The 15,726-nt window shown below is 60.1% G+C and carries 12 protein-coding genes; 11 read left to right on the plus strand and 1 reads right to left on the minus strand.

The features are described 5' to 3' along the window. Positions 1 to 114 precede the first annotated feature (114 nt). From arnC to mrdA, 8 genes are all read left to right on the plus strand, one after another. Complete coding sequence (gene arnC / locus TU86_RS18915) at positions 115 to 1,128, plus strand: undecaprenyl-phosphate 4-deoxy-4-formamido-L-arabinose transferase (RefSeq protein ID WP_048365840.1); 1,014 nt, start codon at positions 115 to 117, stop codon at positions 1,126 to 1,128. After that, positions 1,125 to 3,116 (plus strand): bifunctional UDP-4-amino-4-deoxy-L-arabinose formyltransferase/UDP-glucuronic acid oxidase ArnA, encoded by a 1,992-nt coding sequence (gene arnA / locus TU86_RS18920; protein ID WP_048365841.1) that lies wholly within the window; start codon positions 1,125 to 1,127, stop codon positions 3,114 to 3,116. The genes arnC and arnA overlap by 4 nt, the downstream gene beginning before the upstream one ends. Continuing rightward, entirely contained in the window at positions 3,116 to 4,000 is an 885-nt protein-coding gene (arnD, locus tag TU86_RS18925; protein WP_048365842.1) for a 4-deoxy-4-formamido-L-arabinose-phosphoundecaprenol deformylase, read from the plus strand. Before arnA ends, arnD begins: the two co-directional genes overlap by 1 nt. Then, positions 3,997 to 5,649, plus strand: a complete 1,653-nt coding sequence (gene arnT, locus TU86_RS18930) for a lipid IV(A) 4-amino-4-deoxy-L-arabinosyltransferase (RefSeq protein ID WP_048365843.1) — start codon at positions 3,997 to 3,999, stop codon at positions 5,647 to 5,649. Before arnD ends, arnT begins: the two co-directional genes overlap by 4 nt. Beyond that, positions 5,646 to 5,990, plus strand: coding sequence for a 4-amino-4-deoxy-L-arabinose-phosphoundecaprenol flippase subunit ArnE (gene arnE, locus TU86_RS18935; RefSeq protein WP_048365844.1), 345 nt, complete (start codon positions 5,646 to 5,648; stop codon positions 5,988 to 5,990). Before arnT ends, arnE begins: the two co-directional genes overlap by 4 nt. Further along, positions 5,987 to 6,388, plus strand: a complete 402-nt coding sequence (arnF, locus tag TU86_RS18940) for a 4-amino-4-deoxy-L-arabinose-phosphoundecaprenol flippase subunit ArnF (protein WP_048365845.1) — start codon at positions 5,987 to 5,989, stop codon at positions 6,386 to 6,388. The genes arnE and arnF overlap by 4 nt, the downstream gene beginning before the upstream one ends. 103 nt (positions 6,389 to 6,491) lie before the next feature. Beyond that, positions 6,492 to 8,099 carry an ArnT family glycosyltransferase gene (locus TU86_RS18945; RefSeq protein ID WP_048365846.1) on the plus strand — a complete coding sequence of 536 codons (1,608 nt, stop codon included), beginning with the start codon at positions 6,492 to 6,494 and terminating at the stop codon, positions 8,097 to 8,099. 151 nt (positions 8,100 to 8,250) lie between these two features. Continuing rightward, positions 8,251 to 10,143 (plus strand): penicillin-binding protein 2, encoded by a 1,893-nt coding sequence (mrdA, locus tag TU86_RS18950; RefSeq protein ID WP_048365847.1) that lies wholly within the window; start codon positions 8,251 to 8,253, stop codon positions 10,141 to 10,143. Between the two features lie 66 nt (positions 10,144 to 10,209). Here mrdA and TU86_RS18955 read toward each other — a convergent pair whose 3' ends face one another. Next, positions 10,210 to 12,264, minus strand: a complete 2,055-nt coding sequence (locus TU86_RS18955; protein WP_048365848.1) for a c-type cytochrome — start codon at positions 12,262 to 12,264, stop codon at positions 10,210 to 10,212. 268 nt (positions 12,265 to 12,532) lie between these two features. Between TU86_RS18955 and tauA the strand changes: the two genes are divergently transcribed. The 3 genes from tauA to TU86_RS18970 all read left to right on the plus strand — a co-directional run bounded on the left by tauA (position 12,533) and on the right by TU86_RS18970 (position 15,640). Continuing rightward, positions 12,533 to 13,507: a taurine ABC transporter substrate-binding protein gene (gene tauA / locus TU86_RS18960; RefSeq protein ID WP_048365849.1), complete on the plus strand. Its 975-nt coding sequence runs from the start codon at positions 12,533 to 12,535 to the stop codon at positions 13,505 to 13,507. 85 nt (positions 13,508 to 13,592) lie between these two features. Next, positions 13,593 to 14,291: a response regulator transcription factor gene (locus TU86_RS18965; RefSeq protein WP_048365850.1), complete on the plus strand. Its 699-nt coding sequence runs from the start codon at positions 13,593 to 13,595 to the stop codon at positions 14,289 to 14,291. After that, positions 14,291 to 15,640, plus strand: coding sequence for a HAMP domain-containing sensor histidine kinase (locus TU86_RS18970; protein ID WP_048365851.1), 1,350 nt, complete (start codon positions 14,291 to 14,293; stop codon positions 15,638 to 15,640). The genes TU86_RS18965 and TU86_RS18970 overlap by 1 nt, the downstream gene beginning before the upstream one ends. Positions 15,641 to 15,726: the final 86 nt, after the last annotated feature.

Below are 15,726 nucleotides of genomic sequence, written 5' to 3' on the forward strand. Positions count from 1 at the left end.
CCTTTTTGCGCAATGAGCTTTAATCCTCTGGGCGCGTGAACCTGCTGTGTCCTGTGACTGTTTCACGTGAAGCCCCGTTGTCTTGTGCCATTGAAACTGACTGGAACGAATACTTTGAAACCCTACCCTATCCAGTGTGTGTCGATCGTCATTCCGGTCTACAACGAAGAACAAAGTTTGCCTGAGTTGTTGCGTCGCACCGAAGCGGCCTGCGCGCAACTGACCCAACCGTATGAAATTGTTCTGGTGGATGACGGCAGCCGCGATGAGTCGGCGCAAATCCTCCAGGACGCCGCCGAGCGCGAAGGCAGCCCGGTGGTGGCGGTCATTCTGAACCGTAACTACGGGCAGCACGCCGCAATCATGGCCGGTTTTGAACACTCCAAAGGTGATGTCGTCATCACGCTGGACGCCGACTTGCAGAACCCGCCGGAAGAAATCCCGCGGCTGGTGGCCCAGGCGGCCTTGGGCTATGACGTGGTTGGCACGGTGCGCAACAACCGCCAGGACTCGGCCTGGCGCCGCTGGCCGTCACGCTTGATCAACCTTGCGGTGCAGCGCTCAACCGGGGTTGCCATGAGCGACTACGGCTGCATGCTGCGCGCTTACCGGCGCACCATCGTCGACGCCATGCTCGCCTGCCGTGAGCGCAGTACGTTTATCCCGATTCTGGCCAACAGCTTTGCCCGCCACACCACCGAGGTGCTGGTCGAGCACGCTGAGCGCGAACACGGCGACTCTAAATACAGCCCCATGCGCCTGATCAACCTGATGTTCGATCTGGTGACCTGCATGACCACCACGCCTTTGCGTCTGCTGAGCATTATCGGCTTTAGCATGGCGCTGCTGGGTGGACTGTTCGCGATCATGTTGATCGTGCTGCGCTTGATCTTTGGCGCGACCTGGGCAGGCGACGGCACCTTCGTGCTGTTTGCGGTGCTGTTTGTGTTTACCGGTGGCCAATTTATTGGCATGGGGCTTCTGGGGGAATACCTGGGCCGCATGTACAGCGATGTGCGGGCGCGGCCACGATTCTTTATCGAAAAAATCGTACGCGCCGAACCCGCCACCGCTTCAGTTTCAACTAATCCAACTCCCCTCTCTTCTTCGACGCAGGTCCCATCATGAGTTTGAAAGCTGTTGTTTTCGCCTATCACGATATTGGTTGCACAGGCATCGAAGCCTTGCTCAATGCAGGCTATGACATCGCCGCGGTGTTTACCCATGCTGACGACCCCAAGGAAAACAATTTTTACGCATCGGTCGCCCAACTGTGCGCACGCAAAGGCATCCCGGTGCACGCCCCCGAAGACGCCAACCACCCCCTGTGGATCGAGCGCATTCGCAAACTTAATGCGCAGTACATGTTCTCGTTCTACTACCGCCATCTGCTGGGTGAAGAGTTGCTGGCGAGTGTCAGCCACGGCGCCTTCAACCTGCATGGCTCATTGCTGCCGCGCTACCGGGGCCGCGCACCGGCCAACTGGGTGCTGGTCAATGGCGAAACGGAAACCGGCGTCACCTTGCACCGCATGGTCAAACGCGCCGATGCAGGCGACATTCTGGCCCAGCAACGCGTAAGCATCGAGCGTTCGGACACGGCGCTGAGCCTGCACGCCAAACTGCGTGATTCTGCCGCTAAATTGCTGGCCGAAGCACTGCCATTGCTACCCGAAGGCAAGCTTAAAGAAACCCCGCAAGACGAATCCAAAGCCACTTACTTTGGTCGCCGCACTGCCGCTGACGGCCTGCTGCAATGGTCGCGCCCGGCTGAAGAACTGTTCAACCTGGTGCGCGCAGTCACCCAACCGTACCCCGGCGCCTTCTGCGCGGTGGGCGAACACCAATTGATTGTGTGGGCAAGTGAAGTGATGCCGGGCAACAACGGCATGGCACCGGGTCACGTGATCAGCTGCGATCCGTTGCGCATTGCCTGCGGTAAAGACTCGCTGATCATTAACGCCGGCCAACGCAACGCCGATGGCTTGTATTTGAGCGGCCCGCAATTGGCCCGTGAACTGGGTCTGGTCGATGGCTCGCGACTGCGTGGCAGCGAGTCCGGGCGCCCGGCGCGTCGTACCCGCGTACTGATCCTGGGGGTGAACGGGTTCATCGGTAACCATTTGTCTGAGCGTCTGCTGCAAGACGATCGCTACGAAGTGTATGGCCTGGACATCGGCTCTGATGCCATCGAGCGTCTGCGCAGCCACCCTAATTTCCACTTTGTGGAAGGCGATATCAGCATCCACACCGAGTGGATCGAGTACCACATTAAAAAATGCGACGTGGTGCTGCCACTGGTGGCCATCGCTACCCCGATCGAATACACCCGCAACCCGTTGCGGGTGTTCGAACTCGACTTTGAAGAAAACCTCAAGCTGGTGCGTTACTGCGTCAAGTACAACAAGCGCGTGATCTTCCCGTCCACGTCCGAAGTGTATGGCATGTGCCAGGACAAGAACTTCGACGAAGACACCTCCAATCTGGTGGTCGGCCCGATCAACAAGCAGCGCTGGATCTATTCGGTGTCCAAGCAATTGCTCGACCGCGTGATCTGGGCCTATGGCCAAAAAGGCTTCAAGTTCACGCTGTTCCGCCCGTTCAACTGGATGGGCCCGCGCCTTGACCGTCTGGACTCGGCACGGGTGGGCAGCTCGCGCGCCATTACCCAATTGATCTTGCACCTGGTGGAGGGCACGCCGATTCGTCTGGTGGATGGCGGTGAGCAAAAACGCTGCTTCACTGACGTGGCCGATGGCATCGAGGCGCTGGCGCGCATCATCGAAAACCGTGATGGCAAGTGTGACGGTCAGATCATCAACATCGGCAACCCGGAAAACGAAGCCAGCATTCGTCAATTGGGTGAAGAGTTGCTGCGTCAGTTTGAAGCGCACCCGTTGCGTGATAACTTCCCGCCCTTTGCCGGTTTCCGTGACGTGGAAAGCCAGTCGTTTTACGGCACCGGTTACCAAGACGTCAGCCATCGCAAGCCGAGCATTGAAAACGCCCGTCGCTTGATTGACTGGACGCCCACCATCGAACTGAGCGAAACCATCGGTAAAACGCTGGACTTCTTCTTGCGTGAGGCCATGGTAGAAATCGCGGAAAAACGCTAATGCAGGCAGGCCTACGCATCGACGTCGACACGTATCGCGGAACCCGTGAGGGGGTTCCGCAACTGCTCGAACTGCTGGATGAAGCACAGATCAAAGCCACGTTTTTTTTCAGCGTGGGGCCGGACAACATGGGCCGCCATTTATGGCGGCTGATCAAGCCTCGGTTCTTCTGGAAAATGATGCGTTCCAAGGCCGCCAGTTTGTATGGCTGGGATATTTTGCTGGCCGGCACCGCCTGGCCCGGCAAACCGATCGGCAAGGATCTGGGGCACTTGATGCGCCAGACCCTGGCCGCAGGCCATGAGGTGGGATTGCACGCGTGGGATCACCACGGCTGGCAAGCCAACACCGGGCGCTGGAGCGAGGCACAGTTGATCGAGCAAATACGCCTGGGTGTCGACACGTTGAGCGACATCACCGGGCAGGCTGTCGAGTGCTCGGCTGCCGCCGGGTGGCGTGCCGATGAACGTGTGGTTGAGGCCAAGCAAAGGTTTGGTTTTCGTTACAACAGTGATTGCCGCGGGCACAGTCTATTTCGGCCAAGGTTGGCCGACGGCAGCCTGGGCGCGCCGCAAATCCCTGTCGATTTACCCACATTCGATGAAGTGGTCGGGCCGCACGTAAGTGCCGCCGACTTCAATTCATACATTCTTGATCGCTTCAGCCCGCAACGGCTGAACGCGTACACCATCCACGCAGAAGTAGAAGGGATTCTTATGGCAAACGACTTCCGGCAACTGCTGGCGCAAGCCCGCGCCCGCGATATCCAGTTTCAGCCGCTGCGCAACTTGCTGCCTGCTGATCTCGAGAGCGTGCCCGCCGGGCAATTGAGCCGTGGCGTACTGCAAGGCCGTGAAGGTTGGTTGGGAGTGCAGCAGCCATGACCCTCAATCGTTGGGCAATACCCCTGCTGATTCTGGGTTTCGTGCTGTTTTACCTGGTGCCGCTCGGCACGCACGGGTTATGGATTCCTGATGAATCGCGTTACGCCCAAATCGGCCAGCAAATACTGGTCGATGGTAATTGGGTCACGCCGCATTTCATGGATTTGCGCTACTTCGAGAAGCCGATTGCCGGTTACTGGATGATCGCCATTGGCCAGGCGATTTTTGGCGAAAACCTGTTTGGTGTGCGCATTGCGTCTGCCGTCGCCACCGGCCTGAGTGTGTGGCTGGCGTACGCCGTGGCGCGCCGCTTGTGGAACGACCCACGCAAGAGCTTCGCCTGCGCGTTGGTGTACATGACCTTTGGTTTGATTGCCGGGCAAGCCGGCTACTCCAACCTCGATCCGCAGTTCACCTGGTGGGTCAACCTGAGCCTGGCAGCCTTGTGGTTTGCCATTGACAGCAGCACCCGGCGTGATCGGGCGATCAGCTGGGCCGTGCTGGGGTTTGCCTGCGGCATGGGCTTTATGACCAAGGGCTTTCTGGCTTTTCTGTTACCGGTGTTGATCGCCCTGCCCTACATGATCTGGCAGAAACGCTTTGTAGAAATGGTCAAATACGGCCTGCTCGCAATGTTGGTCGCTGCATTGGTGTCGCTGCCCTGGGTGTTGGCGGTGCATGCGCAGGAACCCGATTACTGGCGCTTCTTCTTCTGGCATGAACACATTCGCCGCTTCGCCGGTGAAGACGCTCAGCATGGGCGCCCGTGGTGGTTTTACCTGCCGTTGATGGTGGTTGCCAGCCTGCCGTGGGCTGCGTTGCTGCCCGTCACGTTCAAAGATGCCTGGCGCAACAAGCATCAGGCCAAGGTGGTGTTTGTACTGCTGTGGATGCTGTTGCCGCTGGCCTTGTTCAGCCTGAGCAAAGGCAAGCTGCCGACCTACATCATGCCGTGCCTGCTGCCGCTGGCCCTGTTGCTGGGCCCTGCATTGATCCAGCGTGTTGAGCAGGCCAAAACCGGTGCGCTGCGGTTCAATGCGCTGGTCAACCTGTTGCTGGCCAGTGTCGCCTTGCTGGCCCTGATCTACTTCCAGATCAAAAAACCGTTTTACGACAACGAACCGCAGCATGTGGCGTTGCTGGTCATTGTGTTACTGACCTGGATCGGTGCAGGGGCCTTGCAACTGTGGCGACCGCTTAAGCTGTGGGCCGCCCCGGCCCTGAGCATGGGTGTACTGGTGCTGTTGCTGCCGGCCAGCATGCCCAGCAGCGTGGTGCACAACAAAATGCCCGACCAGTTTGTGCTGGAGCACCTTGCAGAACTGTCACAGGCCAAAACCCTGCTCAGCAATGATTTGGGCGCGGCATCAGCGTTGGCCTGGCGCCTGCGTCGCCCGGATGTGACGTTGTACAACACCCAGGGTGAAGTGAAATACGGCCTGACGTACGACGACGCCAAAGGTAAAAGCATCGGTTTGGCCGAAGTCGGCCCCTGGCTGAGTGCCGCACGTCAAAAAGGCCCGGTGGGCGTCGTGATGCGGGTCAAAAACAGCGACGAGAGCCATGAAATGGACAGGTTGCCCAAGGATGCGCAGCGGTATGACGAAGGCAACATGGTGATTCTGATTTTCCCGCAGATCACCCCATGACCCTGGCGCTCTTGCTCATGGCGTGTGTGCTGACGTGTGCGGGGCAAGTCGCGCAAAAGTACGCGGTCGAAAGCTGGCGCGACGTTGACCTTGGGGTGGCGCACAAGCTGCGCTCCCCCTGGTTGTGGCTGGCCTTGCTGTGCCTGGGGCTGGGGCTGCTGGTGTGGTTGCTGGTGTTGCAGCGGCTGGAAGTCGGCATTGCCTACCCGATGCTCAGCCTCAATTTTGTGCTGATCACACTGGTCGCCCGTTACCTGTTTAAAGAAACCATCGACCTGCGGCACTGGTGTGGCGTGGGGCTGGTAATTGCCGGCGTGGTTTTGCTGGGGCAACACGCATGAGCCTGCGCCGTGGCTTGACCTTTGCCAGTGCCAGCGTCTTGCTGGTGAGCGGGGCGCAACTGGGTATGCGCTGGAGCATGACGCGCTTGCCCGAACCTGCCCAATGGCTGAGTGCAATCAAACAGGGGGATGTTTCGTTCAGTGCCCTGGCCGTGGTGACGGGCGCGATCATGGCCTACGCCCTGTCGATGCTTTGCTGGTTGCTGGCCCTGCGGGATTTGCCCTTGGGCCGCGCCTATTCGTTGCTCAGTGTCAGTTATGCATTGGTGTACCTGTTGGCAGCCAGTTTGCCGGTATTCCATGAAAGCTTCACGTTGTCCAAAACCCTGGGCGTGGCGCTGGTGATCGGTGGCGTACTGACCATCAATTCGCGCCGCACACCCCACCGCGCACGGTGAGCATGGCCGCGTGCTGCGGCTCAGGCTTAAGACACTGACGGCGCCGCGACTGATGACCAGGGCGGCGTTTTTTTATGCTTTTTATTGAGTCAAGGAACGGTGCATGCCTGCTTACTCGTCCAACATCGCCTTACAGGTCCAACACCGTCACTCCTTGATCTTGGGCGCCCTGGCGTTGTTGCTGTTCATCCTGGGTGAGCACAACCAGGCGGCGATCGGCTTCGACTCACGCTTTGTATTATTCGCCAACGAGATGCTGCGTCACGGCCCCGGTTTCTTCCCCACCACTTATGGCCAGCCCTACCCAGACTACAGCGCCACCTCGACCTTGTTCATCTGGTTACTGTCCACACCTTTTGGCGAAGTCACCAGCCTCAGCGCGTGGCTGCCGACGGCCATTGCCAGCGCGACCACAGTGACCCTCACCTATCGACTGGTGGTGCCCCATTCCCGCCAATGGGCGCTAATGAGTGTTGCCCTGCTCCTGCTGAGCATGACGTTCATCACCGAAACACGTGCCGTGTCACTGGACCAAATGATCGCGGCGGTGAGCCTGGGGGCCTTCTACCTGGCCTACGCCCACGACCATTTGGCGGCCCCGCGGCGCCATGCCGGGTTACTGGCCTTGTTGGTCGTGGGCTTTGCCATTCGTGGCCCTATCGGTTTAGTCATCCCTGCGGGCGTGCTCTGCAGCTACTACCTGGTCAGCGGCCAAGGGCGCCGGATGTTCAGCCTCGGGTTGCAGGCCCTGGCGCTGCTGCTGGCGTGCATCGGCCTGCTGCTGACACTGGCCTGGCTCAGCGGCGGGCAAACCTTCGTCCACGAAGTGATCCGCATGCAAGTCACCGGGCGTATGGACGGCACAGAAGGCGCCAGCAGCGTGTTGTATTACTTCACCAGCTCCATGGGTAACTATGCGTTGGCCTATCCACTGGCGGCCTTGGTCCTGGCGGCGCTGCTGGTGACTGGCCGCCATCCATCGGGCGCAGCGCTGCAACTGGTCAAATACTGCGTCGCGGCGGGTTTGGTGGTGATGATCGGTCTGTCGATTCCCCAAGCCAAAAAAGCACGCTACGTGCTGGCGATGTTGCCCTTTGCAGCAATCATTGCGGCCTACCCTTTCCAGGCCATGCACGGCCGGGTGTTTGCGCTGTTGCGCGGGTTGATACAGGGGCTTTTTTTACTGTTGCCGGGGCTATTGATCGTCGGTCTGGTGATTGCGCGCAAACGTTTCGACGAGCAAGTGCCTTCACTGGAGGGGTTCTTCTTTGTGTTGGGCGGGTTGCAACTGCTGGCCGTCGGGGCGCTGTTCAGGGCGCAATGGCGCGCAACTGGCCTGGCGGGCTGTGCCGTTTTCGCAGTGTGGGGGACGTACATCATGGTGTATGAACCGCTTGAGCGCAGCGTGTACGACACCCGCGAATTCACACATCAGGCGCTGCGCCTGATCGAGCGCACACCCGCACCGCTGGTGCTGCATGGCATGGGCAAAGATGCCAAAGCCATCAAGTTCATGGTCAATGTGAACCGGGACATGTCGGCGCTGTTCACGCAAACGGCCGCCGAGCTGGGCACGATCAACGGACCCGCGTGGGTGGTCATGGACCGTAAGGATTACCAGCGCCTGCAAGGAACCGTGTTGGGTAATACCGCGCCGGCATTAAGCGCTCGTTTTGACAAAAACGATTACGTGCTGCTGAAGAAACCATGAGCGCAGGGGCTGCGCACAGCCTGTCGAGTTTCATGTTGCATGAGCGGATTATTCTCCAGCGTGCTGGTAAGGTGTGCGCCGACTTTTCGTGGCCCACCCTCTCATCGGCAGGCTGCGGTATTTGCGTTTTTTGATGTGAGACACCTGAACCATGCCCGAGCCGATCCCGCTTAAAGATCACGACACCGAGAAACGGCTGGTCAATAAAAGACTGATCGCCTGCGCGGCGCTGGTGCTGGCGATCAGTTGCGCGCTGGTGGCCAGGATGTACTTCTTGCAAGTCACCGAATTTGACTACAACTCCACCGTGTCCGAAAACAACCGCGTGCACGTGTTGCCGATCCCGCCCGAGCGCGGCTTTATCTATGACCGCAATGGCGTGCTGCTGGCCGATAACCAGCCCAGCTTCAACATGACCCTGACCCGCGAACGCGCGGGCGACAGCGCCAAAGTGCTGGATTCGGTCATCAGCATCCTGCATTTGCCCGAAGAAGACCGCGCCGTGTTTGCCAAGGCGATGAAACAGGCCCGCCACCCGTTCGACCCCTCGACCCTGCTCTACGAACTGACGGAGGAACAGATCGCGCTGTTGGCCGTCAATCAGTACCGCCTGCCGGGCATTGAGGTTGAGGCGCAGTTCGTTCGCCACTACCCCCAGGGTGATCACTTCGCGCATTCGGTCGGTTATGTGGGCCGCATCAACGAGAAAGAAGCCAGACAGCTGAACCCCGCCGAGTACCGGGGCACGCAATCGATAGGTAAAACCGGTATCGAGCGTTTTTACGAGCACGCGTTGCACGGCACTGTCGGCTTTGAAGAAGTTGAAACCAACGCCCAGGGCCGCGTCATGCGGGTGCTGCGCCACACCGATGCGGTGCCGGGCAAAAACATCGTGCTCAGCCTCGACATCAAATTGCAGGAAGCGGCCGAAGACGCGTTGGGCGACCGGCGCGGCTCGATCATCGCCCTGGACCCGAAAACCGGCGAAGTGCTGGCGATGGTCAGCAAACCCAGCTTCGACCCCAACCTGTTCGTGACCGGCATCAGCGCCAAGGATTACTCGGGGCTGCGCGACTCCATCGACAAACCGCTGTTCAACCGCGCGTTGCGTGGCCTGTATGCGCCCGGCTCGACAATCAAGCCCGAAGTGGCGATTGCCGGACTCGACAGCGGCGTGATTTCAGCCTCGACCCGGGTGTTCGACCCCGGTTACTTCCAGTTGCCGAACGTGGAGCACAAATACCGTAACTGGAACCACAGCGGGGATGGCTGGGTCGATTTGAATGCGGCGATCATGCGTTCAAATGACACCTACTTCTACGACCTAGCCTCCAAGCTGGGGATTGATCGCATGCACGATTACCTGTCGATGTTTGGCCTGGGGCAAAAAGTCTCGCTGGACATGTTCGAGGAATCTTCGGGGTTGATGCCCTCGCGTGAATGGAAGCGCAGCACACGACGCCAAGCCTGGTTCCCTGGCGAAACGGTGATTTTGGGCATTGGCCAGGGTTACATGCAGGTCACGCCATTGCAGTTGGCGCAGGCCACGGCGCTGATTGCCAACAAAGGCGTGTGGAACCGCCCGCACCTGGCGCGCACCATCGATGGCGCGCCGCCGGTGGATGAACACCCGATGGCCAATATCGTGCTGCACGATCCCAAGGAGTGGGAGCAGGTCAACCATGCCATGCAATTGGTGATGCACGATGCGCGAGGCATTGCACGGGCGTCAGCCACCGGCGCGCAATACCGCATTGCGGGCAAGAGTGGTACGGCGCAAGTGGTGGCGATCAAACAGGGCGAGCGTTACAACCGGTTGAAGACGGCCGAGCGTAATCGCGACAACGCGCTGTTTGTCGGCTTTGCACCGGCTGAAGACCCGCAGATCGTGATCTCGGTGATGATTGAAAACGGCGAAGCCGGTGGGCGTGTGGCAGGACCGGTGGTGCGCAAAGTGATGGATGCCTGGTTGCTCGACAATCAGGGCGCTCTGAAACCGCAATACGCCAGCCCGCAGCTCAAGCATGGCAATGCGCATGTGTGAATGAAGACCGCCACCCTCACCCCAACCCTCTCGCGCAGGGTGGGGGTTGGGGGAGGGGCTTTGATCTCAGTACCGCGCATCCACCGGTTTACCCCCATTCGGCCAATCCTTGACCTTGTCCGGGAAGTCCGGCCGTGGCTGGTGCGAGAAATACGCCGCCACGTCCACCGCCTCCTGATCCGACAAGCCGCCCTGCCCCAGCGGGAACTGTTCATGGAACCCGATCGGCATGTTGCGTTTGACGAACGCCGCAGCGGTGTAGGTACGCGCCATCCCGGCACCGATGTTGAACGACTCGTCACCCCACAACGGCGGAAAAATAAAACCGCCGTCCGCGTGTATCAAACCTTGCCCGTTGTCACCGTGGCACACCGCGCATTGCTTGACGTACACCGCTTTGCCGTTGCCCATGTCCGGCTTGATGCCCGGATCCACCTTGCCCACTCCTCGGCCCGCCACTTTGTCGCCGGGCGCTGTGTTCATTTTCATCCAGTCGAAATACGCAACCATGGCTTGCATATCAGGCGATGTCACCGCCAACGGTTTGCCATCCATAGATCGACGAAAACAGCCATTAATGCGTTCTTCGAGCGTGATTTGTTTACCCGCACGCGGCGCATAGCCGGGGAAGAACGCTGACACGCCAACGAAGGGTGAGCCATCGGCCACCGTGCCGGCGTTCAAATGGCAACTGGTGCAATTGAGCGCATTGCCTACGTTATCGGGCAGCAAGGCTTTGGTTTGCAGGTGCAGGCGCATGCCGCGCACCACTTGATCAGCATTGGAGGCTGTTAGCAGGTTGCCCAGCCGCGGGGTGACAAATGCACGGGTGTCGTGGGTATCCGGGTTCAATTGCTTGCGCATGTGGGCCACTTGCGCGGGCTTGATGGCGGGCGCGTCATTGCCCCAACTGCTGCGCACAAAGCTCAGAATCTCGGCGATTTCATCGTCTGCCAGCCGCGCAAACCCGGGCATGGTCCAGACCCGTGGATGGGCCGCCGTCTCAGCCGTTTTCCAACCGGTGAGGGTGATGTGCAGGAGCGTCGCGGGGTTGGACGCCAGAATGCCGGGGTTGCCATTGAGCGGTGGGAACATGCCTTTTACCCCGCCACCGTCCGGGCGATGGCAGTCGGCGCAAAACTGCGTATAACCCAGCCCGCCACGGGTGGTGAACAGCGTGTCCGGTGCTGTGGCGGGCGCGATGGCCACTGACGGCATGGGCAGATCGTCCTTGCCCGGCGGCAGCGATTTCAAGTAGCTGGCAATTGCCGTCAGGTCCGCGTCGGTGAAGTGTTGCGTGCTGTGGTGGATCACGTCCGCCATGTTGCCCGAGACCGTGGCAAAACGGTTTTGCCCGGTCTTGAGCAGTTGCACGGTGTCTTCGACGGTCCACAGGTTGCGCAGGCTCAAGGCGCGCCAGTCTTCGACGGTTTCCCCCGCGAGGTAATGTTTGCCGCGGCTGCCAGCGTCGCTCAGGGCTTTTTCCTGGAACGCGAGGCCGCGTGGCGTATGGCACGAACCACAGTGCCCCAGCCCTTGCACCAGATAGGCACCGCGGTTAATCACCTCGCTTTTGGACGGGTCCGGGGTGAACGGCTGCGCATCCACAAACATCCAGTTCCACAGCGACAGGCCCCAGCGCTGATTGAACGGGAAGCTCATGTCGGCGTGCAGGTTGGCCTGTTTGACCGCGGTTACGTCTTGCAAAAGATACGCGTACAACGCACGCATGTCGTCTTCGCTCATTTTCGCGTACGACGGATAAGGCATGGCCGGGTACAGGTTTTCACCCGCAGGCGTTTTGCCCTCGCGCATCACCGTGTCGAACTGTTCAAAACTGTAGCGGCCAATCCCGGTCTCGGGATCCGGGGTGATGTTGCTGGAGTAGATCGTGCCCATGGGCGTTTTCAGCTCCAGGCCACCGGCCATCACGGCCCCACCTTTGGCGGTGTGGCAGGCAATGCAGTCGCCGAGCTGGGCCACGTATTGGCCGCGTTGTATCAGGTCGGTGTCTGCGTTGTTGACGCTGGGCGCTGCCGCTGTCGGCTCGCTGGCAGGTGTTTGACAGGCGTAAAGAAGCGTCAGGCCGACCGTGGCCAGACGCGCACACTTGAAAATCATGGCGATATTCCTTTAAGGCACCGGCCTGGGGTGGTCCCCTCGGCACGGGCCGTGCTCGTTTTTTGTTATGAACTCCTCACCCAGCATTTGTAACCGGTTCTGATGCGGCTACGGTTGACCCGGATCATGCAGGCGGCGATCGATGGGCACGCGGCACGCTCTAAGCTAGTTCCAAAACGGTATTTTCCCCTTTGATTTAAAGCACTTAGATTCAGCCCACCGGACCGCCGAACTCACCTTATAAACACCTCAGTTCAAGGTTGCGCCCATGTCCCTGCGTCCACTTTTGCTTGCCCTCGCCCTTGCCGGTGCCACGTTTCAGGCACACGCGGCTGACCTGACCATTGGCTACATCACCGGTATCGACCCCACCAAACTGGCTCAGGCCGAAGGCCGTTATGAGCAGGCCATCGGCGAAAAAATTGACTGGCGCCGCTTTGATGCAGGCCCGGCCGTGGTCGCGGCCCTGGCCTCGGGCGATCTGCAAATCGGCAATTTGGGTTCAAGCCCGCTGGCCGCTGCGGCATCGCGCAATGTGCCGCTGGTGACGTTTATCGTCACCGCGCAAATCAAAGGCTCCGAAGCACTGGTGGTGCGTGACGGCAGCGGCATCAACGGCCCGCAAGACTTGATTGGCAAGACCCTGGCCACGCCTTTCGTCTCGACCTCGCATTACAGCCTGCTCGGCGCACTGAAACATTGGGGCCTGACCCCGCAACAGGTGAAAGTGGTCAACCTGAGTCCGGCGCAAATTACCGCCGCCTGGAAGCGCGGCGATATTGACGGCGCGTTCACCTGGTCGCCTGCGATGGGCGAGATCCGCAAAACCGGCAAAGTGCTGACCGACGCGGGCGAGGTCAGCGAATGGGGCGCGCCAACCTTTGAGGTGTGGGTCGCGCGCAAGGACTACGCCGAGAAACACCCCGAAGTCATCGCCCAATTTGCCAAGGTCAGCCTGGATGCCATTGCCGACTACAACGCCCATCAGGCGGACTGGACCGCCGATTCGCCCAACGTGCAGAAGATCGCCGCCCTGACCGGTGCCAATGCACACGACATCCCCGAGTTGTTGCAAGGTGCACACTTCCCTTCCACCCAAGAGCAAAAATCCGCCCGACTGCTGGGCGGTGGCACGGCCAAAGACCTTGCGCAAACTGCCGCTTTCCTCAAGGACCAAGGCAAAATCGAGAGCGTGTCAGCGGATTACTCGGGCTTTGTCAGCGACCAGTATTTGCCGGACTAAACAGCCTCGTGTCATTGATAGCAATTGCACAGCATCGCCAAGGGTGGGATATTCGCGAATGTTAAACGTTCTCAATCAGTGCCTTATGCGAACCTCTCCTCATCTGCTGCTTGTCGAAGACGATTTTCGGTTGCGCCATGACCTTGAACGTCACTTATTGCAACGCGGCTTTGCCGTGACCGCCTGTGTCGATGGCACCCAGGGCTTGAATGCCCTGCAAAGCCAACCCTTTGACCTGGTGCTGCTGGACATTATGTTGCCCGGCCTTGACGGCCTGAGCCTGCTCGAAACCTTGCGCACGCATCAAAACGTGCCCGTGATGCTGATGTCGGCGCTGGGCAACGAGCAGGACCGCATCAGCGGCTTTACCCGCGGCGCGGATGATTACTTGCCCAAACCTTTCAGCCTCGCCGAACTGGATGCGCGCACCGACGCCCTGCTGCGGCGCATGGCCATGCAGGCCCAACGCCCTGTGCAAAAACTCGACAGTGCGCTGACCTACGATGACGAGGCGCAGGACGTGCTCCACGCGGGCCGCTGCGCCGGGCTCACCGGCTCGGAATTTCGCCTGCTGATAACCATGCGCGAACATGGCGGCCAGGCCTTGAGCAAAGCTTTTTTGTATCAGCAGGTACTGCACCGTATTTACACGCGGCTGGATCGGGGGCTGGATGTGCATGTGTGTAACCTGCGGCGCAAGCTCGCCGCTGTCGGCGTGCAACATCTGCAAATTCAATCGGTGCGCAGTCAGGGCTACATCTTGATCGAGTCGCAACCCGCCTGATGCGCCGTCATCCGTTGTTGTGGAAACTGGCGCTGCTGCAAATCAGCTTTTGCCTGCTACTGACCTGGTTCATCTGGATCTGGGGGCTGTCGGCCGAGCGCAGCACCTATTTTCTGTCTGCCCAGGAGCGCGACTATCTGCGCGATTACGCGCAACAGGCCCAGGACATCTGGCGCGAGCAAGGCACCGACGGGCTGGAGCGCTTCACCGAGCGATTGTCTGCCCGCGAACAAACCTGGGTCGCGGTGCTTGGCCCACGACTTGAAAGCCTGAGCAAGACGCCTGTTACCCCCGCGCATTACCAACAGTTGACGTTCATGCGCAAGCTCGACTGGCCCATGAGCCGCCGCCTGATGGATGAACTGCCCTACGTGAGCATTCCGTTCCCGGACCACCCGCAACAGGGCCAATTGGTGATTCAGCTACCCGAGCGCTTGCTGCCCAACGGCCTGACCGCCTGGACCCATGTTTTCAGCCACGGCGTGATGCCGACCCTGCTGGCGGCGTTACTCGGCGTGTTGCTCTACCGCCACCTGGTGGTGCCGCTCAACCGCCTGCGTGATCGCGCCGACGCGTTGCGCGCTGACGACCTCGACAGCCAGGCGCCAATGGCCCTGATGCGTCGTCGCGACGAACTGGGCGAATTGGCACACGCCTTCGAGCACATGGCCAGCCGCTTGCGCAACAGCCTCAATCAGCAACGTTTGCTGTTGCGCACCCTGTCTCACGAACTGCGGACGCCGTTGGCGCGCCTGCGCATCGCCCACGACAGTCAGTTACCGAACGCGCAACTGCGCCAACGCCTGGACCGTGAAATCGATGACATGCAGCATTTGCTCGAAGACACCCTCAACCTCGCCTGGATGGACACTGAACGCCCACAACTGACCCGCGAGCCGGTGCTGGTGCTGTCGGTCTGGGAAGCGCTGCGTGAAGACGCCGGCTTCGAAAGCCAATGGCCCGTTGACCGCATGCCTTGCCTGTTGGGCACCGACTGTTGCGTCAACGTCAACCTCGACAGCCTGGCCCAGGCACTGGAAAACCTGCTGCGCAATGCCATCCGCCATTCGCCGCTGCAAGGCCAAGTGACCTTGAGCGGGTGGCGCGAAGGCGATGCGTGGCATCTGTGCCTGAAGGACGAGGGACCCGGTGTGCCCCCTGATGAGCTGGACACGCTGTTTGTGCCCTATCAGCGGCTGTCCGGATGCGTGGGCGAAGGCTTCGGCCTGGGGCTGGCGATTGCCCAGCGGGCCATTGAACTGCAACAAGGCCGGTTGTGGGCCACCAATGAGCGGCCGGGGCTGTGCATGCACCTGCTATTACCGGCAGCGCAGGCTGAGGGTGGCTGAGGACGGCGTTGTTGCTTAAAACGCCAGCATGGCGGCGCAACATCGGGGGGCGAGCTGTACGCGCTTCGCACGCGGCACAAGTGTTT

The organism is Pseudomonas weihenstephanensis (assembly GCF_001043055.1).
GTDB lineage: Bacteria > Pseudomonadota > Gammaproteobacteria > Pseudomonadales > Pseudomonadaceae > Aquipseudomonas > Aquipseudomonas weihenstephanensis.